Origin of the sequence: Bacillus sp. MT(2024) (assembly GCF_036362845.1) — a bacterium.
GTDB lineage: Bacteria > Bacillota > Bacilli > Bacillales > Bacillaceae > Bacillus > Bacillus velezensis.
On the sequence record NZ_CP143632.1, the window covers coordinates 3931248 to 3947903 of the forward strand.

At 46.4% G+C, this 16656-nt stretch carries 19 protein-coding genes; 2 read left to right on the forward strand and 17 right to left on the reverse strand.

The features are described from left to right. Positions 1–129 precede the first annotated feature (129 nt). The 6 genes from rlmH to VP472_RS19565 all read right to left on the reverse strand — a co-directional run bounded on the left by rlmH (position 130) and on the right by VP472_RS19565 (position 3427). The gene (gene rlmH / locus VP472_RS19540; RefSeq protein WP_013354196.1) at positions 130–609 is read right to left on the reverse strand and encodes a 23S rRNA (pseudouridine(1915)-N(3))-methyltransferase RlmH; all 480 of its coding nucleotides are present in this window, start codon (positions 607–609) and stop codon (positions 130–132) included. Between the two features lie 80 nt (positions 610–689). Further along, the gene (locus VP472_RS19545) at positions 690–860 is read right to left on the reverse strand and encodes a CxxH/CxxC protein (protein ID WP_004393147.1); all 171 of its coding nucleotides are present in this window, start codon (positions 858–860) and stop codon (positions 690–692) included. Positions 861–1013: 153 nt separating this feature from the next. Next, positions 1014–1184, reverse strand: coding sequence for a hypothetical protein (locus VP472_RS19550; protein WP_165698148.1), 171 nt, complete (start codon positions 1182–1184; stop codon positions 1014–1016). 56 nt (positions 1185–1240) lie between these two features. After that, positions 1241–1498 carry a hypothetical protein gene (locus VP472_RS19555; RefSeq protein WP_102422120.1) on the reverse strand — a complete coding sequence of 86 codons (258 nt, stop codon included), beginning with the start codon at positions 1496–1498 and terminating at the stop codon, positions 1241–1243. Positions 1499–1503: 5 nt separating this feature from the next. Continuing rightward, positions 1504–2667, reverse strand: coding sequence for a hypothetical protein (locus VP472_RS19560; protein ID WP_146275931.1), 1164 nt, complete (start codon positions 2665–2667; stop codon positions 1504–1506). Positions 2668–2677: 10 nt separating this feature from the next. Continuing rightward, complete coding sequence (locus VP472_RS19565; RefSeq protein ID WP_146277430.1) at positions 2678–3427, reverse strand: YiiX/YebB-like N1pC/P60 family cysteine hydrolase; 750 nt, start codon at positions 3425–3427, stop codon at positions 2678–2680. Positions 3428–3610: 183 nt separating this feature from the next. Here VP472_RS19565 and VP472_RS19570 point away from each other — a divergent pair, with 183 nt between their 5' ends. Further along, positions 3611–4591 (forward strand): aldo/keto reductase, encoded by a 981-nt coding sequence (locus tag VP472_RS19570; protein ID WP_146275933.1) that lies wholly within the window; start codon positions 3611–3613, stop codon positions 4589–4591. A gap of 29 nt (positions 4592–4620) precedes the next feature. Here VP472_RS19570 and VP472_RS19575 read toward each other — a convergent pair whose 3' ends face one another. From VP472_RS19575 to VP472_RS19610, 8 genes are all read right to left on the reverse strand, one after another. Next, on the reverse strand, positions 4621–5094 hold the full coding sequence (locus VP472_RS19575; RefSeq protein WP_017418509.1) for a GNAT family N-acetyltransferase: 474 nt from the start codon (positions 5092–5094) through the stop codon (positions 4621–4623). A gap of 37 nt (positions 5095–5131) precedes the next feature. Continuing rightward, positions 5132–5266 carry a hypothetical protein gene (locus tag VP472_RS19580; RefSeq protein ID WP_007407881.1) on the reverse strand — a complete coding sequence of 45 codons (135 nt, stop codon included), beginning with the start codon at positions 5264–5266 and terminating at the stop codon, positions 5132–5134. Next, positions 5253–6368, reverse strand: a complete 1116-nt coding sequence (locus tag VP472_RS19585) for a response regulator aspartate phosphatase (protein ID WP_146275935.1) — start codon at positions 6366–6368, stop codon at positions 5253–5255. Before VP472_RS19585 ends, VP472_RS19580 begins: the two co-directional genes overlap by 14 nt. A 131-nt stretch (positions 6369–6499) precedes the next feature. Beyond that, a complete protein-coding gene (gene rocF, locus VP472_RS19590; RefSeq protein WP_007407883.1) occupies positions 6500–7390 on the reverse strand; it encodes an arginase in 891 nt (296 codons plus the stop codon). A gap of 73 nt (positions 7391–7463) precedes the next feature. Next, on the reverse strand, positions 7464–8864 hold the full coding sequence (locus VP472_RS19595; RefSeq protein WP_077723095.1) for an amino acid permease: 1401 nt from the start codon (positions 8862–8864) through the stop codon (positions 7464–7466). 223 nt (positions 8865–9087) lie between these two features. After that, the gene (locus VP472_RS19600) at positions 9088–10293 is read right to left on the reverse strand and encodes an ornithine--oxo-acid transaminase (protein ID WP_025650081.1); all 1206 of its coding nucleotides are present in this window, start codon (positions 10291–10293) and stop codon (positions 9088–9090) included. A gap of 229 nt (positions 10294–10522) precedes the next feature. After that, positions 10523–11158 (reverse strand): SdpI family protein, encoded by a 636-nt coding sequence (locus VP472_RS19605; protein WP_109567565.1) that lies wholly within the window; start codon positions 11156–11158, stop codon positions 10523–10525. Beyond that, a complete protein-coding gene (locus tag VP472_RS19610) occupies positions 11155–11442 on the reverse strand; it encodes an autorepressor SdpR family transcription factor (RefSeq protein WP_015240946.1) in 288 nt (95 codons plus the stop codon). The genes VP472_RS19605 and VP472_RS19610 overlap by 4 nt, the downstream gene beginning before the upstream one ends. A gap of 174 nt (positions 11443–11616) precedes the next feature. Here VP472_RS19610 and VP472_RS19615 point away from each other — a divergent pair, with 174 nt between their 5' ends. After that, complete coding sequence (locus tag VP472_RS19615) at positions 11617–13032, forward strand: sigma-54 interaction domain-containing protein (protein WP_404799123.1); 1416 nt, start codon at positions 11617–11619, stop codon at positions 13030–13032. Between the two features lie 45 nt (positions 13033–13077). Here VP472_RS19615 and VP472_RS19620 read toward each other — a convergent pair whose 3' ends face one another. The 3 genes from VP472_RS19620 to VP472_RS19630 are packed head-to-tail and all read right to left on the reverse strand — an operon-like array spanning position 13078 to position 16654. Beyond that, entirely contained in the window at positions 13078–13797 is a 720-nt protein-coding gene (locus VP472_RS19620) for a cupin-like domain-containing protein (RefSeq protein ID WP_017418503.1), read from the reverse strand. Positions 13798–13810: 13 nt separating this feature from the next. Next, positions 13811–15436, reverse strand: a complete 1626-nt coding sequence (locus tag VP472_RS19625; protein WP_070082649.1) for an ABC-F family ATP-binding cassette domain-containing protein — start codon at positions 15434–15436, stop codon at positions 13811–13813. A 27-nt stretch (positions 15437–15463) separates the two neighbouring features. After that, a complete protein-coding gene (locus tag VP472_RS19630; RefSeq protein ID WP_014306161.1) occupies positions 15464–16654 on the reverse strand; it encodes an MFS transporter in 1191 nt (396 codons plus the stop codon). Positions 16655–16656: the final 2 nt, after the last annotated feature.

A 16656-nucleotide genomic window follows, 5' to 3' on the forward strand; every position in this document is an offset into this window, starting at 1 on the left:
TTTTGCATTTTAAAAGTAAATAAATAAAAAATAAAATATTTCTCAAAGATAAATAATCAACTAACTTCTTTTTTCTATAAAAACAACTCTTCCACAATTATTTACAATTATATTTTGAAAAACCCACACTCACTTATGATAAGGCTCCCCACGATTAATCCGAAACGCCCGATAAATCTGCTCCACCAGAATAAGCCGCATCAGCTGATGAGGAAATGTCATCTTCGAGAATGACAGTTTGTCGTCTGCCCGTTTCATGACGGCGTCGCTTAGGCCGAGTGAGCCGCCGATGACGAAGGTGATTTTGCTTTTTCCATAAGTCGCCAGCTTATCTATTGTATCGGCCAGTTCTTCGGATGTTTTCATTTTTCCTTCGATGGCGAGGGCGATGACGTGGGTGTCCGGGCTGATTTTGGCCAGGATGCGTTCGCCTTCTTTGTCTTTGACGATTTTCATGTCTTGGTCGCTCAGGTTTTCCGGAGCTTTTTCGTCCGGGAGTTCGATGATGTCGATTTTTGCGTAGGCTGAGAGTCGTTTTTTGTATTCTTCAATGCCTTGCTTAAGGTATTTTTCTTTTAGTTTTCCGATTGTCACAATATTGATATTCACAGGTCATCCCCACTTTAGAAACAAGTTATTCATATATATTGTCCACAATTGTGGATATCTTTTCTGTATTTTGTGTAGGATCATTCGTTCCCTACTAGATATGTTGCAGTGTCCCCACATAATTCACAGGCTGTGGATAAACTGTTAGTATGTTCGATTTTTCTGATTTCGGGCGGAAGCTCATGATCATCTATGTACATGTCCAGCACGGTTTCGATATGTTCTTCACAAGAATAATAAGCGGTTTTCATCGTTACGTCCTCCGGTTTTCTTTTGCACGCGGCAATTGTTCTCTTTTCAATATAACCTATTTATACACATGTTAGTAGTGCTTCGGGCTGAGTTTTATCCACAATTCGGCAAATCACGCGCAAAAAGAGCCGGTGTTTTCAGCATCCGGCTCTTTACGTGTTTTCTCTTTTTTCTAAGCGAAGGACGAACAGAATTCCTAATATACACGCCAGCAGCGTACAGCATACATCAATCCAGTCCGGCTTTCCGCCGTTTAAAAAAGAGTTGGTTATCACGGAAACCAGGAGAATGGTGACGGTCACCGCGGCAAGCTTTTTCTTCATCGGCTCCCTCCTTCATCTGACTGTCTTCTGCTTTTACGGGTCAAATTCCTCTATCTCTATGCTCGGTCGGCTTTTTTCTTGTTATATAGCCTTATCATGAGGGTCACAACGATATATACAATCATAATCAATGCCCCGTTACTCACATCAGGGTATCCAATCAACATATTCATTATGACAAAAACAATGGTTATACAAATGACGGACAACAATAAGAAGAGACTGAATGATTTCAAATGAACACCTTCTTTCTTGCAGTAACGTTTCATTATAAAAAGCTTACCAAAAGCGGCAAGCTCTTCCCAAATGTTCATACTCTTTAAAACCCCTCCATCACCTGCACATCATACAGCTTGAGATGGCTTTTCGGCGTGACGATGTTTTTTAAGTTTGGGATGGTCAGGTCGTTCAGTTTTTTGCCCGTTTTCAGGTCGAAGGATTCGATTTTGGCGGGCTTTTTGTAGCTGTACGTAAACAGATACAGCTTTCCGTTTTGATGGGTCAGCTCCTTGAAGTCGGCTTTCATTCGTGATGCGGGGAGGGTGAAGGCCTTTTTGCTTTTTCCGGTCTCAGGGTTGATGCGGTAGACGGTTCCGAAGCCGTCAACGAAATAGAAGCTGCGATGCTCCATGAAAAAGCTTTTTTTGAAGCTGAACGGCATGGAGTCATAGATCGTCTGTTCGTCATTTTTATAAGCGGCGATGTCATACGTTTTGATGGCGCCGCTGTTTTTCATGACTTTCACCATTTGATAGATGTGATCGGCTTTTTCCCCTCTGGTAACAAAGCAGACGGCGCTGTCGTCCGCGGCGAGCTGGGATTCGACAGACGTGCCTTCTTTATACGTCCATGTCGCGATTGAGTTTGTATGGAGCTTTTCTTTATCGGCCTGAATGTCTTGGACGTGATAGCCTTTTTCGTCATCTGTCGGCGTGAGCGCGAAAAGATGATCTTTAAAAAAGCCTGAAGCGCGGATATAGTGCGGGATGACGTCTTGCTTCCACCTGCCGTCCATCTGGCGGTACAGCTCTGAGCGATAGCTGCCGCCGCTCTTGTCGTAGCCCGAATTATACAGCGTGTAAAAGCCTTTCGCCCGTTCGATATATCCCGCGCTGTCTCCCGTATGCTGATACGCTCTTTTATACGTGTGAAGGCCGTGCTGAACGGTGTAGATTCCTTTTTTGTCCTCCAGCAGGACGCTTTCGTCATGCACTTTGGCCGATCCGAGCTCAAGCCCCTTCATTTGATAAGAAGAGAGCCGCCCTTTTTCATCGGCGAAGAGGGCGTAGCTTTTTCCGCCGCCGAACGTGTCTTGGTCAGCCGCAGTGGAGAAATACAGCAGCGCCTCTTTATCTTTCAGAAAATCAGGGTCATTTAATGTGTCTCTCGCAACCTCCGCAGGAGCTTCCGTGCGGAAATAGAAGAAGCATAAGACCGCGGCGGCGGCGATGATCACTAAGGGTATCCAGATGATTTTTTTCACGTTGTTCTCCCTAGTGAATGGTCAGAATCGTGGTTGTGTAGGACGAGCTTGTGATGTCGCGCGGGTATACGCCTAAACCGCCGTTAGAGTCGATATCAATCCCCGCTTTTAAAAGGAATGCCGACCACAGCAGTTTTGAGCAGTTTTTGGCGCCTTCATGGCCCGTATTTCTGTTATTGACGAAGTTGAAGGAGTACTCATCACCGACTCTTGATACGGCCCAGTCAGCGGCGGCTTGTTTTTGAGCATCGGTAACTTTCACGGTCTGGACGATTGAATTGTCTTCGACTTCTCTTCCGTTATACGCAATCTGGCGGACGCCGTCTCCCGGCACGGATTCGACAATTTTATCAGCGGATGAATACATGCCGACATGCCCGTGGTTGTAATAAGCCGTGTATGAGTTCGTGTAATAAATATTGCCTTTTGTGCTTTTCGGAAGTTTTTTGGTTCCTGACGATCCGCCCATTGCAGAGAGTTCTTCTTTGGAAGCGATTACATTTCCTTGCACCTTGTCTGCCGTGATTTCTTGATGAAACTGCTTGAGAATTGCTTCTGTTGAAACGTGCTTCTGTTTGGCAAGCTCTTTGGCGGATTGGAGAACGTCTTGAGGAGTCGTGCCCTGCTGAAGGTCTGCGATTTCTTTTGCGTAGCGTGATATTTCTGTTTCTTTCGCTTTTACATTCATACCGGAGAACGACAGAACCATGGTGAATGACAGGGCAAACGGGAGGACGGCTTTGAACAGCTTTTTACACATCATGACTTCGCCTCTTTTCTTTGAGTATAATTTTTCAACATTTGTATTATATGACGGAATTGCGATAAAAAAATATACAATTTACAGATTTTTAAAAATTTTATAACAATATGTAAATCTTATGCATAAAACATTTTCAAATATCAGGAAATCCGGTTATCATACAAGAAAGGGGGAGGACATATGAAGGACAGAACAATCGGTTCGATGCGGGTTTCCGCAATGGGGTTAGGGTGCATGGGCATGTCGGAATACTATGGCAGCCAGAGTGAGGAAGAGTCGATTTCCACACTGCATCATGCCGTTCATCTCGGCGTGAATTTGTTTGATACAGCTGATCAATATGGATTGGGTGCGAATGAAGAACTTGTCGGCAGAGCGCTTGCCCCATTCAGAAAGGAGCTGTGCCTCGCGACGAAATTCGGTTATGTCCGAAGCGAAAAGGGTGAGTTTATCGAAATTAACGGACAGCCCGATTATGTGAAAAAAGCGTGTGATGCCAGTCTGAAACGCCTTGGGACGGATTATATCGACCTTTATTATCTGCACCGGGTTGATCCGCGGGTGCCGATTGAAGAAACTGTCGGCGCCATGAAGGAGCTGATTGACGAAGGAAAAGTGAGGTATATCGGATTGTCAGAGGCTTCCGCAGAAACGATCAGGCGCGCCGTCCGCATTCACCCGATTGCCGCGCTTCAATCGGAATATTCGTTATGGAGCAGGGAAGCGGAGGAGCATGTGCTGCCCGCCTGCCGTGAGCTCGGCATCTCATTTGTGCCTTACAGTCCGCTCGGCAGAGGTTTTCTTTCCGGAAAGATGACGTCGACAGATCAGCTGGATGCCGATGATTACAGAAGAAGAACGCCGAGATTCCAGGAAGACAATTTGGCGGTGAATATAGGGCTCGTCCAAAAACTTACCGCCATTGCCCGGGAAATGAATATCACCGCGCCTCAGCTTGCGCTCGCATGGGTTCTCGCAAACGGCGACGATCTCATTCCGATTCCGGGTACAAAAAAGAAACACTACTTGGAAGAGAACCTCGCCGCTCTCGACATTGTGCTTCCGGAGGATGTGAAGGCGCGGTTGGATGAGATGTTTCCGATCGGAACGGCGGCCGGCGAGCGTTATCCGGAACAAATGATGACATTGTTAGATGAATAACAAAAGAGGCCCATCGTGCGGGCCTCTTTTCATGACAGCTTTTTGCTCATGATGACATCCGTCTCCAGAAATCCCGTCTTCTCATACAGCTTCCGCGCCGTTTCGTTATGAGCGAACACATGGAGAGAAATCTTGCGGACACCCAGGTCTTTGGCTTTGTCCTCCAGCCTTGCGAGCGCCTCTTTTGCATAGCCTTTGCCGCGGAAAGGCGGATGAAGGCCGAAATCATAAATAAATGCGTCCTGCTGCGGGTTGTCCGGATCGGCGTGCAGCCACAGCCAGCCGGCATTTTCCTTTCCGTCCAATGTCAGCGTCCATAAATAGTGATCGGCCGTCTCCAAGCCGTCAGGAAGCAGGTCTTCAAACGCCAGTTCCGCTAATTCCGGCGCTTCGTCAGGCAGCCACGTTCCCGCTTTTACCTTTTCTTCAGCGTAATGCTTGGTTGAATGAGCGAGATAGGACTGAAATTCTTGTCCTGTCATCGGCTGCAGCGTGATAGCCATTGAATCACTCCTTACACGAAAGCGGTATCATGAAGTATTATCCGAAGGCTCCGTTTTCCGCCGGTTTTATGATTTGTTCGGCTTGTGCCGTTGAACCAGTTTGTGCAAATAATCCAATCGAAATGAGACTTGCCAAGGCTGCTGAGAGTACAATGAATTTACATGTTTTCATTACGAATCCCCTCCGTTAATCTCAAAATTTGGTCATTGGCATCAATTGATTCCTGAAAATACTTCGCCGCCGGTTTGTATTTCTCCTGTTTTTTAAAATGCGCCGCGGCCTGATACGACAAATCGGAAACGTCACTCCACAGCTCTTTCCTTCTTAACTCGGCGAAAGCTGATTCAAGCGCTTCTTCATTGCGGTCAATAAAGACATGCTGTAAGATGCTCAGCTTTTGGGTGTATACGGGCTCGTTTTTTTCTTCAGCGGCATTCAGCGCTTTATGCAGCCAAAACCGGCCCTCATCCGTCTTTTCCTGCTTCAATAACACTCTGGCCAGCATGTACAGACTCCGGACCGAATACGCTGATCGCAAATGCTCCTTTTGATCAAGAGCCGTTTCAAACTCGACCCGCGCCTCCTCCAGTTTTTCCTGTCTTTCATAGCAAATGCCTGCGTTAAAGTGGGCGAGCGCTTCAATATGCGGATCGCCCGCTTTGGCGGCTTGATGAACCGCTGTCTGCAGGAGCTCTTCAGCTTTCTGATAGTGAAACAAGTCCATTCTGTTACAGCCGATCACCATTAAACACTGTGCTTCTCTGACCGCGTACATTTCATTGGCTTTGTAGATCTCCAACGCTTTTTCCGCGTGGTTCATCGCAAAGTAGTTTTGGCGGATTTCATAGTAGGCAATCGCCACTTGATAATTAAACTCGGCTCTTTCAATCTCATTCGGTATGTGCCGGAGCCTGCTTTCAGCAATCCGGTAAAAATTAATAGCGTTCATAAACCGTTTACGGTAAAACTCGTGCATTCCGGAAAAGAAATAATAATAGTATTGAATCATCTGGTCTGTTTTTTCTTTATCGGCGTTCAGTTGGATCGTTTTTAAAATGCCGTCTGTTTTCTCATACTCTTCCATCAAAAGCTTATAACGGGAATCAATTAAATTAAAATAAAGGAGCACCGTTTGATTTTGTGTCATATTTTGCAGATCCGTAAGCAGTTGTTCTCTTAACGCCTCAGCCGATTCAGTGTTGTGCTTTTTGATTTCCTCATACCAGTCACTGATTTTTTTCGCAACTGTTTCGTGGGCCATCACTTCAGCCATCTGTCAGGACACCTCCCTTTCCCATTTTGTGTAATAAATATATCATATTTACAGGTCCAAAAAGAGGGTGGCAGCCTGCTAGTTTCCTCGTGGCAACAAAAAAAACCTCCGCAGGTGCGGAGGCGCATATTTTATAATAGTTTTTTTCCTAACAAAGATTCCACCAGCTCGACCGCTGTTTTGCCGGTTTTGTTTTTGTGATCGAGGATCGGGTTGACTTCGACAAATTCAGCTGAAGTGATGATGTCGGCATCATACAGCATTTCCATTGCCAAGTGGCTTTCACGGTAGCTGATGCCGCCGACGACAGGCGTGCCTACGCCGGGTGCGTCGCTCGGATCAAGGCCGTCTAGATCAAGGCTGAGGTGAACGCCGTCACAGTCTGACAGGTAGTCAATGGTTTCTTCAATGACCTTTGTCATGCCGAGGCGGTCAATCTCATGCATCGTATAGACTTTCATGCCTGTTTCCTTAATGTATTCACGCTCGCCTTCATCAAGCGATCTCGCGCCGATGATGACGACGTTCTCCGGCTTGATTTTCGGGGCATACCCGCCCAGATTCACCAGCGTGTCGTGCCCGACGCCGAGGCTGACGGCCAGCGGCATTCCGTGAATATTGCCTGACGGCGATGTTTCCAGGGTGTTTAAGTCGCCATGCGCGTCGTACCAGATGACGCCGAGCTGTTTATAGTGCTTTGCCGTTCCTGTCAGCGTTCCGATCGCGATGCTGTGATCGCCGCCCAAGACGAGAGGGAACCGCTCATTCTCAATGACGCTGTCCACCTTTTGGGCGAGCTGCTCGTTCCCTGAGAGCACAGAGTTCAAATTTTTCAGCTCTTCATCATTTTTGAGTTTTTCACGATTGACGGGGATGTCGCCTAAGTCTTCCACCGCATACCCCATGTCAGATAACCGTTCAATGAGATGCGCGTAGCGGATGGCGCTCGGGCCCATGTCCACTCCGCGTCGTGCTTGTCCTAAATCCATCGGCATTCCAATAACTGAGATATTCTTGTTCATCCGTTTTTCCACCTCAACATGTTGTATGTTGTCCTGTGCGGGTTTCTCAAAGATGACTTGGACACGAAAAGATTTAAAGCTCTATCTGTTTTTCTGACTGCTTATGCTTTTTTACATACAGATGATAGACGATAACGCACACCGCCATGAACGGGATGCCGCAATAAAGGGCGAGCCGCTGTTCTGAATCAAATGCGAGACTGATCAGAACGACCGTGTTTAACGTCAGCCCGATAATAGGCAGCACCGGGTACAGCGGTGTTTTAAACTTCAGGTCTTCCACTTTGCCGCCTTCGCGGATGTATTTCCGTCTGAACATCAGCTGTGACAGGGAAATCGTGATCCAGCCGACCTGCGCGCTTAGTCCGGCTAATGATAAGAGAAACATATAAACGGTTTCCGGCGCTGCCACTTTAGACAGCAGGGACAGGCAGGCGACGGCCAGCGTCACGATCAAAGCATTCATCGGCACGCCGCGTTTAGTTGTTTTGCCGAGCGATTTAAAGGCTTGTCCTTCGTTCGCCATGGCATATAGGATACGCGTCGATGCAAACAGGCCTGAGTTGGCCACTGAGAGCAGCGCAATTAAGATAACAAAGTTCATAATATCGGCCGCATATGGAATACCGATTTGTTCAAACACCACGACAAACGGGCTTTCGACCACTCCCGCCTGCTTCCAAGGAATCATCCCGGCAATGACGATGATGGAAAGAACGAAAAAGACAAGGGTTCTCCATACCGTCTGCCGGATAGAGCGGGGAATCGTTTTCTCGGGATTTTCACTTTCTCCCGCGGCAACCCCGATCAGCTCCGTTCCCTGGAACGCGAAGTTTACGGTAATCATCGTAATAAGCATAGCCTTCATGCCGTTCGGAAACAATCCATCCTCATAAAAATGAGAGAAGAAAGGAGCCTGCTCGCCGTGTTTCATGTCGATCAGGCCGAACATGGCGGCGCCGCCCAAAATAATAAACAGCAGAATGACTAAAATTTTAATGCCGGAAAACCAAAATTCCGACTCAGCGAACGCTTTTGTGGTAATCGCGTTCAAAAGAAACATCAACCCGACAAACACGAGGCACCACACCCATACGGGAACATGCGGAAACCAGCGGAGCATCAATTGTCCCGCAGATAAAAACTCAATGGCGCATGTCACCGCCCAGCCGAGCCAGTACAGCCAGCCGAATGCGAAACCGAAAGCGGGGCTGATGAATTTGGTTGCGTACGTCTGAAACGACCCTGATACGGGAAGGGCAACCGCAAGCTCGCCTAAGCAGAGCATTGTCAAAAACATAATAAAACCGCCGACCAGATAAGACAGAACCGCGCCCAGCGGTCCCGCCTGGTTAATTGTAAATCCGGTACTCAGGAAAAACCCGGTGCCGATCACTCCGCCTAATGAAATCATAAACAAATGGCGCGATTTCATTGTGCGCTGAAGCTGATTCTCTTTTTGATTTGTATTCACTATTCTGCACCCCTTCAGCAACTTGTATTGGAACCAAGCCGGTGCTTTGAAACCGATTTGCTGTCCAAAGAGCCTCTATTTGTATATGAATGTTATATGAAATTCATTTTCGTACATAAAGATACATTATACTAAAATACTGTCTCCGCGCAAATAGAGTGTGCTGAATTTTTTATTTGTAAATTCCATACAAGCCGAGGGAAAGCATTGCCGCATCAAGGTTTTACGCGTTTTGAAGCACGTTTGTGATCTTTTGGACCGCCCAGTCCAAGTCTTCCTTGGAAATCATTAACGGCGGTGCAAAACGGATCACGGTATCATGTGTTTCTTTGCATAAAAGCCCTTCGCCTTTCAGCTTTTCACAGTACGGGCGGGCCGCTTCTGTCAGTTCAACACCGATAAACAGGCCGCGTCCGCGCACGTCTTTTATGATCGGGTTATCAATTTTCTCAAGCTCTTCTTTAAAATAACGGCCAAGCTGAAGGGAACGCTCTGCCAGCCCTTCTTCCTCAAGGACTTCAAGAGATGCGAGCGATACCGCGCAAGCGAGCGGGTTTCCGCCGAATGTCGAGCCGTGGGAACCCGGGTTAAACACGCCGAGAATGTCACGGTTCGCCGCGATGCACGAAATCGGGAAGACGCCCCCGCCGAGCGCTTTGCCTAAGATAAACATATCCGGTACGATATTTTCCCAGTCAACCGCGAATGTTTTCCCTGTGCGGCCGAGTCCCGTCTGAATTTCATCAGCGATCAGAAGCACATTTTCTTCCTTACAAATAGCGGCCGCTTCTTGTAAAAATCCTTCCGGCGGAATGACGATGCCCGCTTCTCCCTGAATCGGTTCGAATAAGAAAGCGGCTGTGTTCGGCGTGATCGCCCGGCGCAGCGCTTCTGCGTCTCCGTATGGAATTAATTTTATACCCGGAAGCATAGGTCCGAAACCGCGTTTATACTCATCTTCTGAAGAAAGGGATACCGCGAGCATCGTTCTGCCGTGGAAGTTGCCGATACACGCAATGATTTCCGCCTGGTTATCGGCTACTCCTTTGACCTCATATGCCCAGCGTCTCGCCGCTTTGACAGCGGATTCAACGGCTTCCGCTCCCGTATTCATCGGCAGAATCATATCTTTTCCGGTCAGCTTGGCTGTTTTCTCATAAAACGGGCCGAGCTGATCATTATGGAACGCGCGTGACGTCAGAGTGATTTTATCCGCCTGATCCTTCAGCGCCTGAATGATCTTCGGATGTCTGTGCCCCTGGTTCACCGCAGAATAAGCACTCAGCATATCCATATATTGATTGCCTTCAGGGTCTTTTACCCATACACCCTGTGCTTCGGAAATAACAATCGGCAGAGGATGATAATTGTTCGCGCCGTAATGTGAAGTTTGGCTGATAATTTCTTGAGATTTTGTGAAAGCTGACATAATCTGATTCCCCCTTGTTTTGTAATCATTCAACATTAGATCTTGCTTTCCCTTTTTATAAAGCAAGTTCCGTGCCAATCCGAAAAAACGGGATGTTTCGCCGGCATTCTTTCTTTTCCTGCAAAATATTCCGGCAGTTTGCGTGCAAACTTCAGCCAAGCGCAAAATTTTTTTGCGTTTCCCGCTGACAAAATAGGAGCAATCCGATTAGATTGCTCCTGTTCAACAATTATTTATTTAATTGTCTCTGATATACAATGTAAGAATATAGTAAAGATAATATGATACAGCCGATTGCCGCAATGAAAATGACTGACACTCTATATACCGGCGGCAAAAAGGCTGCAAGCATCATGAGTATGCCCGCTACGACAAAAATTTTCGAACTAACCCTGTGTGTATCCTTCCAAACTCTTTCACTGCTCAGCGTCCAAGGTGTTCTTATCCCTAAAAAGAAATTAGGCTTCACGATCTGAATGAAGTTTCCAAACACCATGAAAATGACTCCCACTATAAAGTTTCCTAAATAAGATATAGGGAGATCATATCCCAGGCCGGTCAAGATGGTCATCAGATTAATGACAAACAGAACCGCAAACATTGTATTAAATATAGCCATATATGGCCGGATAAATGTTTTGTAGTTATTTTTAGGATCAATCTTAGGGATGATAACCATTAAAATATATACAATAATCATGATGCCAATAAGCATCATCATCGCATCAGCTTTCGTTTGGTAATCATTTGCACTTCCGTTTAATCCCCAGTGTGTCGCCAAATTGTCCGGTAAAGATGAATAAGTGCAAACCCATGTGAAAACAGTTAAAACAATGATTCCTGCCGAAAAGAGATATTTTTTCATGATTCCCCGCCTTTCTTATTATCATGTTCTGAATCAGTCAGAGAAAAGAACCAGCCTATAAGATCCTGTAATACAGTGGTATTTAATGAATACATAATAAATTGGCCCTTCCTCTCATCGTGAACCAAATCAGTATTTTTCAATATGGTAAGATGATGAGAAATACTGGGTTTTGACATGTCGAAGTGTTCCGCAATTTCACCAGCTGTCATGTCTTGTTTCTTTAATAAGTCCAAAATTCTTCTCCTTGTAGGATCGGCCAGTGCTTTAAAAGCTTTATTCAAAAACTTTCCCCCTCTCATACGTACATGATTTAGATATTTAAGTATATATCTAAATATCAATCATTTCCCTAAAAAAGTCAATGATTTTATTACCTCAATTTCCATTTATTTTTAAACATCGTCCAAGCGCAAAATTTTTTTGCGTTTCCTGTTCGATTTATTTTAAAATAATGAATGTTAAGACGATTGAGAGGGGGAATTGACCTGCATACAACCAGCGAATTTTACACACTCGTGTTACAAAGCATTCTGGAAGAGATTGATGTCGGGCTGCATGTGGTGGACGAGAAGGGCAGCACCGTCATTTACAATAAGAAAATGATGCAGATTGAAGATATGGATGAACGGGACGTCCTGCATAAAAACCTGACTGATGTATTTATGTTTTCCAATCAGCAGGACAGCACGCTCGTTCAGGCCCTTCAAGAAGGCAAAACGATTAAAAATGTAAAGCAGAGCTATTTCAATAACAAAGGCCAGGAAATCACGACGATCAACCACACCTTCCCGATTGTGCAAAACGGCGAGATCAAGGGCGCCGTGGAAATCGCCAAGGACGTCACCAAGCTCGAACGGCTGATCAGGGAGAACATGCACAGAAAAGAACAGAACAGCTACACGTTTGACAGCATTCTCGGGAACAGCCCGGTCATTCAGGAAGTCATCGAAAACGCGAAACGGGCAACCCGTACGTCATCGTCCGTGCTTTTGGCCGGCGAGACGGGAACAGGCAAGGAACTGTTCGCCCAAAGCATTCACAACGGCAGCCAGCGCTCAGGGGCCCCGTTCATCTCACAAAACTGCGCCGCCCTGCCGGACAGTCTGGTCGAAAGTATTTTATTCGGCACGAAAAAAGGCGCCTTTACCGGAGCCATCGACCAGCCCGGTTTATTTGAGCAGGCGCAGGGAGGCACCCTGCTCCTCGATGAGATCAACTCTCTCAATCTCAGCCTGCAGGCAAAACTGCTCCGCGCCCTTCAGGAAAAGAAAATCAGGCGCATCGGATCAGCTCAGGACAAACCGATTGACGTCCGTATCATCGCCACGATGAATGAAGACCCGATCACCGCCATTTCAGAAGAGCGGCTGCGCAAAGATTTATACTACCGCTTAAGCGTTGTCACGCTGATCATTCCCCCGCTCCGAGAGCGCAAGGAGGATATTCTGCCTCTGGCCGAAGTGTTTATCCAGAAAAACAACCACCTGTTCCAAATGCATGTCGATTCGATCAGTGACGATGTGCAGCAATTTTTCCTGGAGTATGACTGGCCGGGCAACATCCGCGAGCTTGAACATATGATTGAAGGCGCCATGAACTTTATGACGGATGAAACGACGATTACGGCGGCCCACCTGCCTTACCAATACCGGATGAAAATCAAACCCGCTGACACGGAAAGCAAAGCCGCCGCAACCACCCAGCCCGGCACCGATTTAAAAGAAAAAATGGAAAACTTCGAAAAATACATGATCGAAAAAACCCTGAGAAAACACGGCAATAACATATCCAAAACGGCAAACGAGCTCGGAATCAGCAGACAGAGCCTGCAATACCGCCTGAAAAAATTCGGTCTGGACCGGATGAAATGAATCCATACAAAAAAAGGCTGAGATGCTCCTCAGCCTTTCGTCAGGTTATATCTGATTGGCAAGCCGCTCTCCGGTAAACCAAAAGTTCTCACTCACTGCCAATGTATGTTCCGTATTCTCGACTTGATGCCACCAATGGCGCGGCGCGTAAATGATTTCTCCCGCCTTTTGTCTGAAGCGGATCGGAGACGCCTTTTGCACCAGCGGTTTTTGCTCAATGTCTTTTTCATCAAAGACATTGATATTTCCTTCGTATAAATACGGAGAGTCGTCCGGATGATAGAAGATCCATTCCTTCTCCCCGAAAATGACGCCGTTCCACGCGTGCGTGCTGTTAAAATCCTGATGCAGCGGCGTGCCTGTCTGCTTAGAACCGAGAAAGAACCATTTCCAGTCCCGTCCCGTTTCTTCATCCGCTCTCAATGTGTCTTTTGTAAAATACTCGGGTGCGGAATAGACAAGGTCTAAGTCATTTTGGTTCAGCTGCGTAAAATTCCAGTCACAGTACCATTTGTCATCATTCTGATCAATGTACTCGATATAGTTGGAAAGCTTTACTTGTTTAAACGTTTTGACCCCTTCGATATCTGATTTCCGGATGGTGACCATTCTGTCTCCATAGTGTTCGTCAATGTATTCAAGCGTCCACGGCCTGCATTCCCAGTGATCCATTGCCCCCGTCAAAATAAAAGGTTTCTTATCAGCATACTCGCTTACAAAAAGATCGTACGATAACTCATTGATTGTCAGTCTGTCAATGGTCATATCCATTCCCCTTTTATTCGGCAATCTGCCGTTTTTTTTGTTTGGCGTAACTGTATGGACCTGAAAAGATGGTGACGTTTTGATTCTCAAGCCAGAAAATCTTGTTGAACTTCTCCAGCAGGTTTCTGTCGTGAGAAACGCAGATAATGGTGCCTTGAAACTGCATCAGGCTGTTTTCGAGAATTTCCTGAGATTCAATGTCCAAGTGGTTGGTCGGCTCATCCAGGATCAAAACATTCAGCTTTTTTTCCATTAAGATGGACAGCTTCAGCCTGATTCTCTCACCGCCCGACAGGACGGAAAGTTTTTTAAAGACCGACGACCCGTAAAATCCGTACTTGGCCAGCATATTCCGGGCCATGCCCTCTTCAGTCAGCAGATTTTCTTTAAAGAATTGCAGAATCGTCTGACTCGAATCTCCGACTTGGCTCTTTTGATCAATGTAGCCTATCTTAAGATTTTCCCCCACTTTAATGGTGCCGTCCGACAGTTCTCTTTCCCCGATGATACAGCGGATCAGCGTTGTTTTGCCGACGCCGTTTCTGCCGACGACGCCGATTCTGTCTTTATGCTTTATTCGCAGATTCACATTTTGATATAAAAGGGAAGATCCGTTGGCCACCTTTCCGTTTTCAATGAACACAATATCTTTTGAACCGGCGCCCGCTTCCTGAAATGCGTTTTTTAATTTTTGCTCCGTCCGGACCGGCTTATTGATCAGCTCGATCCTTTTCAGCGCCTTTTCCATATTATTCGCGCGTCTGTGCAGGCTGACAGACGGCGGATTCGAGCGGTTGGCCCAATCTCTCAGCTGGGCGATGGATTCCTTCATCTTCTGTATTTTTCTCTGCTGTTCTTCATATTTCTCAAACTGGGCGATGATGAATTCTTCCCGCTTTTTCAGGTATTCGCTGAAACCGTAAGGCCAAATCTTCACCTCGGTATCGTCAATCTCGAGCACCTTCATCGCCGTCTGGTCGGCAAACGTTTTATCGTGGGTCGTAAACAGAATGGTTTTGTTCGATTTTTTTATAAACCCTTCAAGCCACTCAATCGCATGGACATCCAAATGGTTGGTCGGCTCGTCCAGCAGTATAATGTCGTCGTTGCGGATTAAAATTTCGGCAAGGCCGGCTTTTGTTTTTTCGCCGCCGCTCAGCTTTGAAAACGGCTGATCCTTTAATTCGCTGAGGCTGAGCCCGTTGCATACCTCGTCAATCATCGCATGCATCTGGTAGCCGTTGTTCCGCTCAAATGTTTCCGTGTATTGACTGTACTTTTCCAATAAAGCAGTCAGCTCGTCATCACTCATCGGTTCCGAAAGCTTCAGCTCAATGGCCTTCATTTCCTTCTGGATCGCCGCGAGAGCTTCAAACGATTTTTCCAGATATTGATACAATGTCAGATCCTCATGGGGATCAGCGATCTGCTTCAGCAAACCGACCTTCGCCCCTTTGTTGATCGCAATCGTTCCTTCATCCGCCTCAAGCTCCCCGGAAAGCACCCTGAACAGCGTGCTTTTGCCGGAACCGTTCGGCCCGGCCACAAGCACTTTTTCGCCTTCATTGATGAAGAAAGAAACTTGTTTGAAAATGGTATCTCCCGCTAAATTTACCGTAAGATTATGAATATTCAGCAATTCACATCATCCCTTTGTCATTCTGGTTCAAAGCTCGACTTTATTCTGGATGGCGACGCTCGCTTTCAGTTTGTAAAAGCTGAGCATCATAAACAGCGACAATAAGATGGATAATACCCCGATTGCGGTCAGCAGCAAAGCTGAATCAAAATAGTCCGTTAAGAATCCGATAAACGGAAAGGCAATGAACATGAAGAGCGAGGTCATCAAACTGATAATGGACAGCAGCGTGGCTCTCGTTCTGGACGGAATCTCATTATTCACCACCTGACTGGATACGGGTTCTATCACATCATAGAGCGCGTTGATGACGACAAAAGCTGCAATCGTCACGTACAGGCTGCCCGAAGGTATAAACAGATAGGCCGCCCCGATGATGCAGAATGTCAGCAGAAGCACGCGCCTCGGCGTGAATTTTTCCGCCGGCTTTGAAGAAAAGATGGAGCACAGCGCCTGCAAGATGGACAGTCCCGCAAAAATAATGGATATATTGCGCACGGACAGCCCTTCCTGACTTAACAAATCTTGTCCGTACATATAAAAAACCGATGTAATCGCAAAGAAAACAGACAGTGACAGCACCAGATATTTAAAGGCTTTGTTCAGTCTGAAGAAATCTTTGACTTCTTTTAAGATGTCCCCGACCGTCTGCGTTTCGTGTTCACTGTTTTCAAATTTGATTTCCGTCAGCTGTGTAATGACCGCCATCGCAATCAGCTGAGTCACAATCCCGGCGATAAACACATACGACCATGATATTTCCTGCAAGTAGCCGCCGATGCCCATGGCGATCGCAAGACCGAGTATGACAAGTCCGTTATAGTTTCCGATGGATTTGCCGTACCACTTTTCTTTCCCTTGTTCTTTCAGTGAATCAAACAAAAAGGCGTGATCCGTTCCTGATATAAACGTCAGCCCGATACCGTATATAATATGGGCGATGAAGAGAGCAATGAAGTTATGGAAGCTCAGGAACATCACCAAATAGACAATGACCATAAAATGGCCGAGCAAGAGCGATTTTTTTCTCCCGATTCTGTCCGAGATGACGCCGCTCGGCACTTCCGCCAGAAACATCGCCAAATTCAGGACCGATTGCAGGATGCCCACAAGAAACAATGAATAATTCATGCTTGTTAAATATAAAATCCAAATTCCCCGTTCGAAAAAGAAGTTTCCGAAAAAACCGGAGAAGTAAAGCAAATTTCGATTCCGCAAAT

What these genes read in the sequence shown, in the direction of transcription:
- VP472_RS19545 (WP_004393147.1), bottom strand. Translation starts at nt 860, where the DNA reads ATGAAAACCGCTTATTATTCTTGTGAAGAACATATCGAAACCGTGCTG.
- VP472_RS19550 (WP_165698148.1), bottom strand. Translation starts at nt 1,184, where the DNA reads ATGAAGAAAAAGCTTGCCGCGGTGACCGTCACCATTCTCCTGGTTTCC.
- VP472_RS19555 (WP_102422120.1), bottom strand. Translation starts at nt 1,498, where the DNA reads ATGAACATTTGGGAAGAGCTTGCCGCTTTTGGTAAGCTTTTTATAATG.
- VP472_RS19565 (WP_146277430.1), bottom strand. Translation starts at nt 3,427, where the DNA reads ATGTGTAAAAAGCTGTTCAAAGCCGTCCTCCCGTTTGCCCTGTCATTC.
- VP472_RS19570 (WP_146275933.1), top strand. Translation starts at nt 3,611, where the DNA reads ATGAAGGACAGAACAATCGGTTCGATGCGGGTTTCCGCAATGGGGTTA.
- VP472_RS19575 (WP_017418509.1), bottom strand. Translation starts at nt 5,094, where the DNA reads ATGGCTATCACGCTGCAGCCGATGACAGGACAAGAATTTCAGTCCTAT.
- VP472_RS19580 (WP_007407881.1), bottom strand. Translation starts at nt 5,266, where the DNA reads ATGAAAACATGTAAATTCATTGTACTCTCAGCAGCCTTGGCAAGTCTC.
- VP472_RS19585 (WP_146275935.1), bottom strand. Translation starts at nt 6,368, where the DNA reads ATGGCTGAAGTGATGGCCCACGAAACAGTTGCGAAAAAAATCAGTGAC.
- rocF (WP_007407883.1), bottom strand. Translation starts at nt 7,390, where the DNA reads ATGAACAAGAATATCTCAGTTATTGGAATGCCGATGGATTTAGGACAA.
- VP472_RS19600 (WP_025650081.1), bottom strand. Translation starts at nt 10,293, where the DNA reads ATGTCAGCTTTCACAAAATCTCAAGAAATTATCAGCCAAACTTCACAT.
- VP472_RS19605 (WP_109567565.1), bottom strand. Translation starts at nt 11,158, where the DNA reads ATGAAAAAATATCTCTTTTCGGCAGGAATCATTGTTTTAACTGTTTTC.
- VP472_RS19615 (WP_404799123.1), top strand. Translation starts at nt 11,617, where the DNA reads ATGTTAAGACGATTGAGAGGGGGAATTGACCTGCATACAACCAGCGAA.
- VP472_RS19620 (WP_017418503.1), bottom strand. Translation starts at nt 13,797, where the DNA reads ATGACCATTGACAGACTGACAATCAATGAGTTATCGTACGATCTTTTT.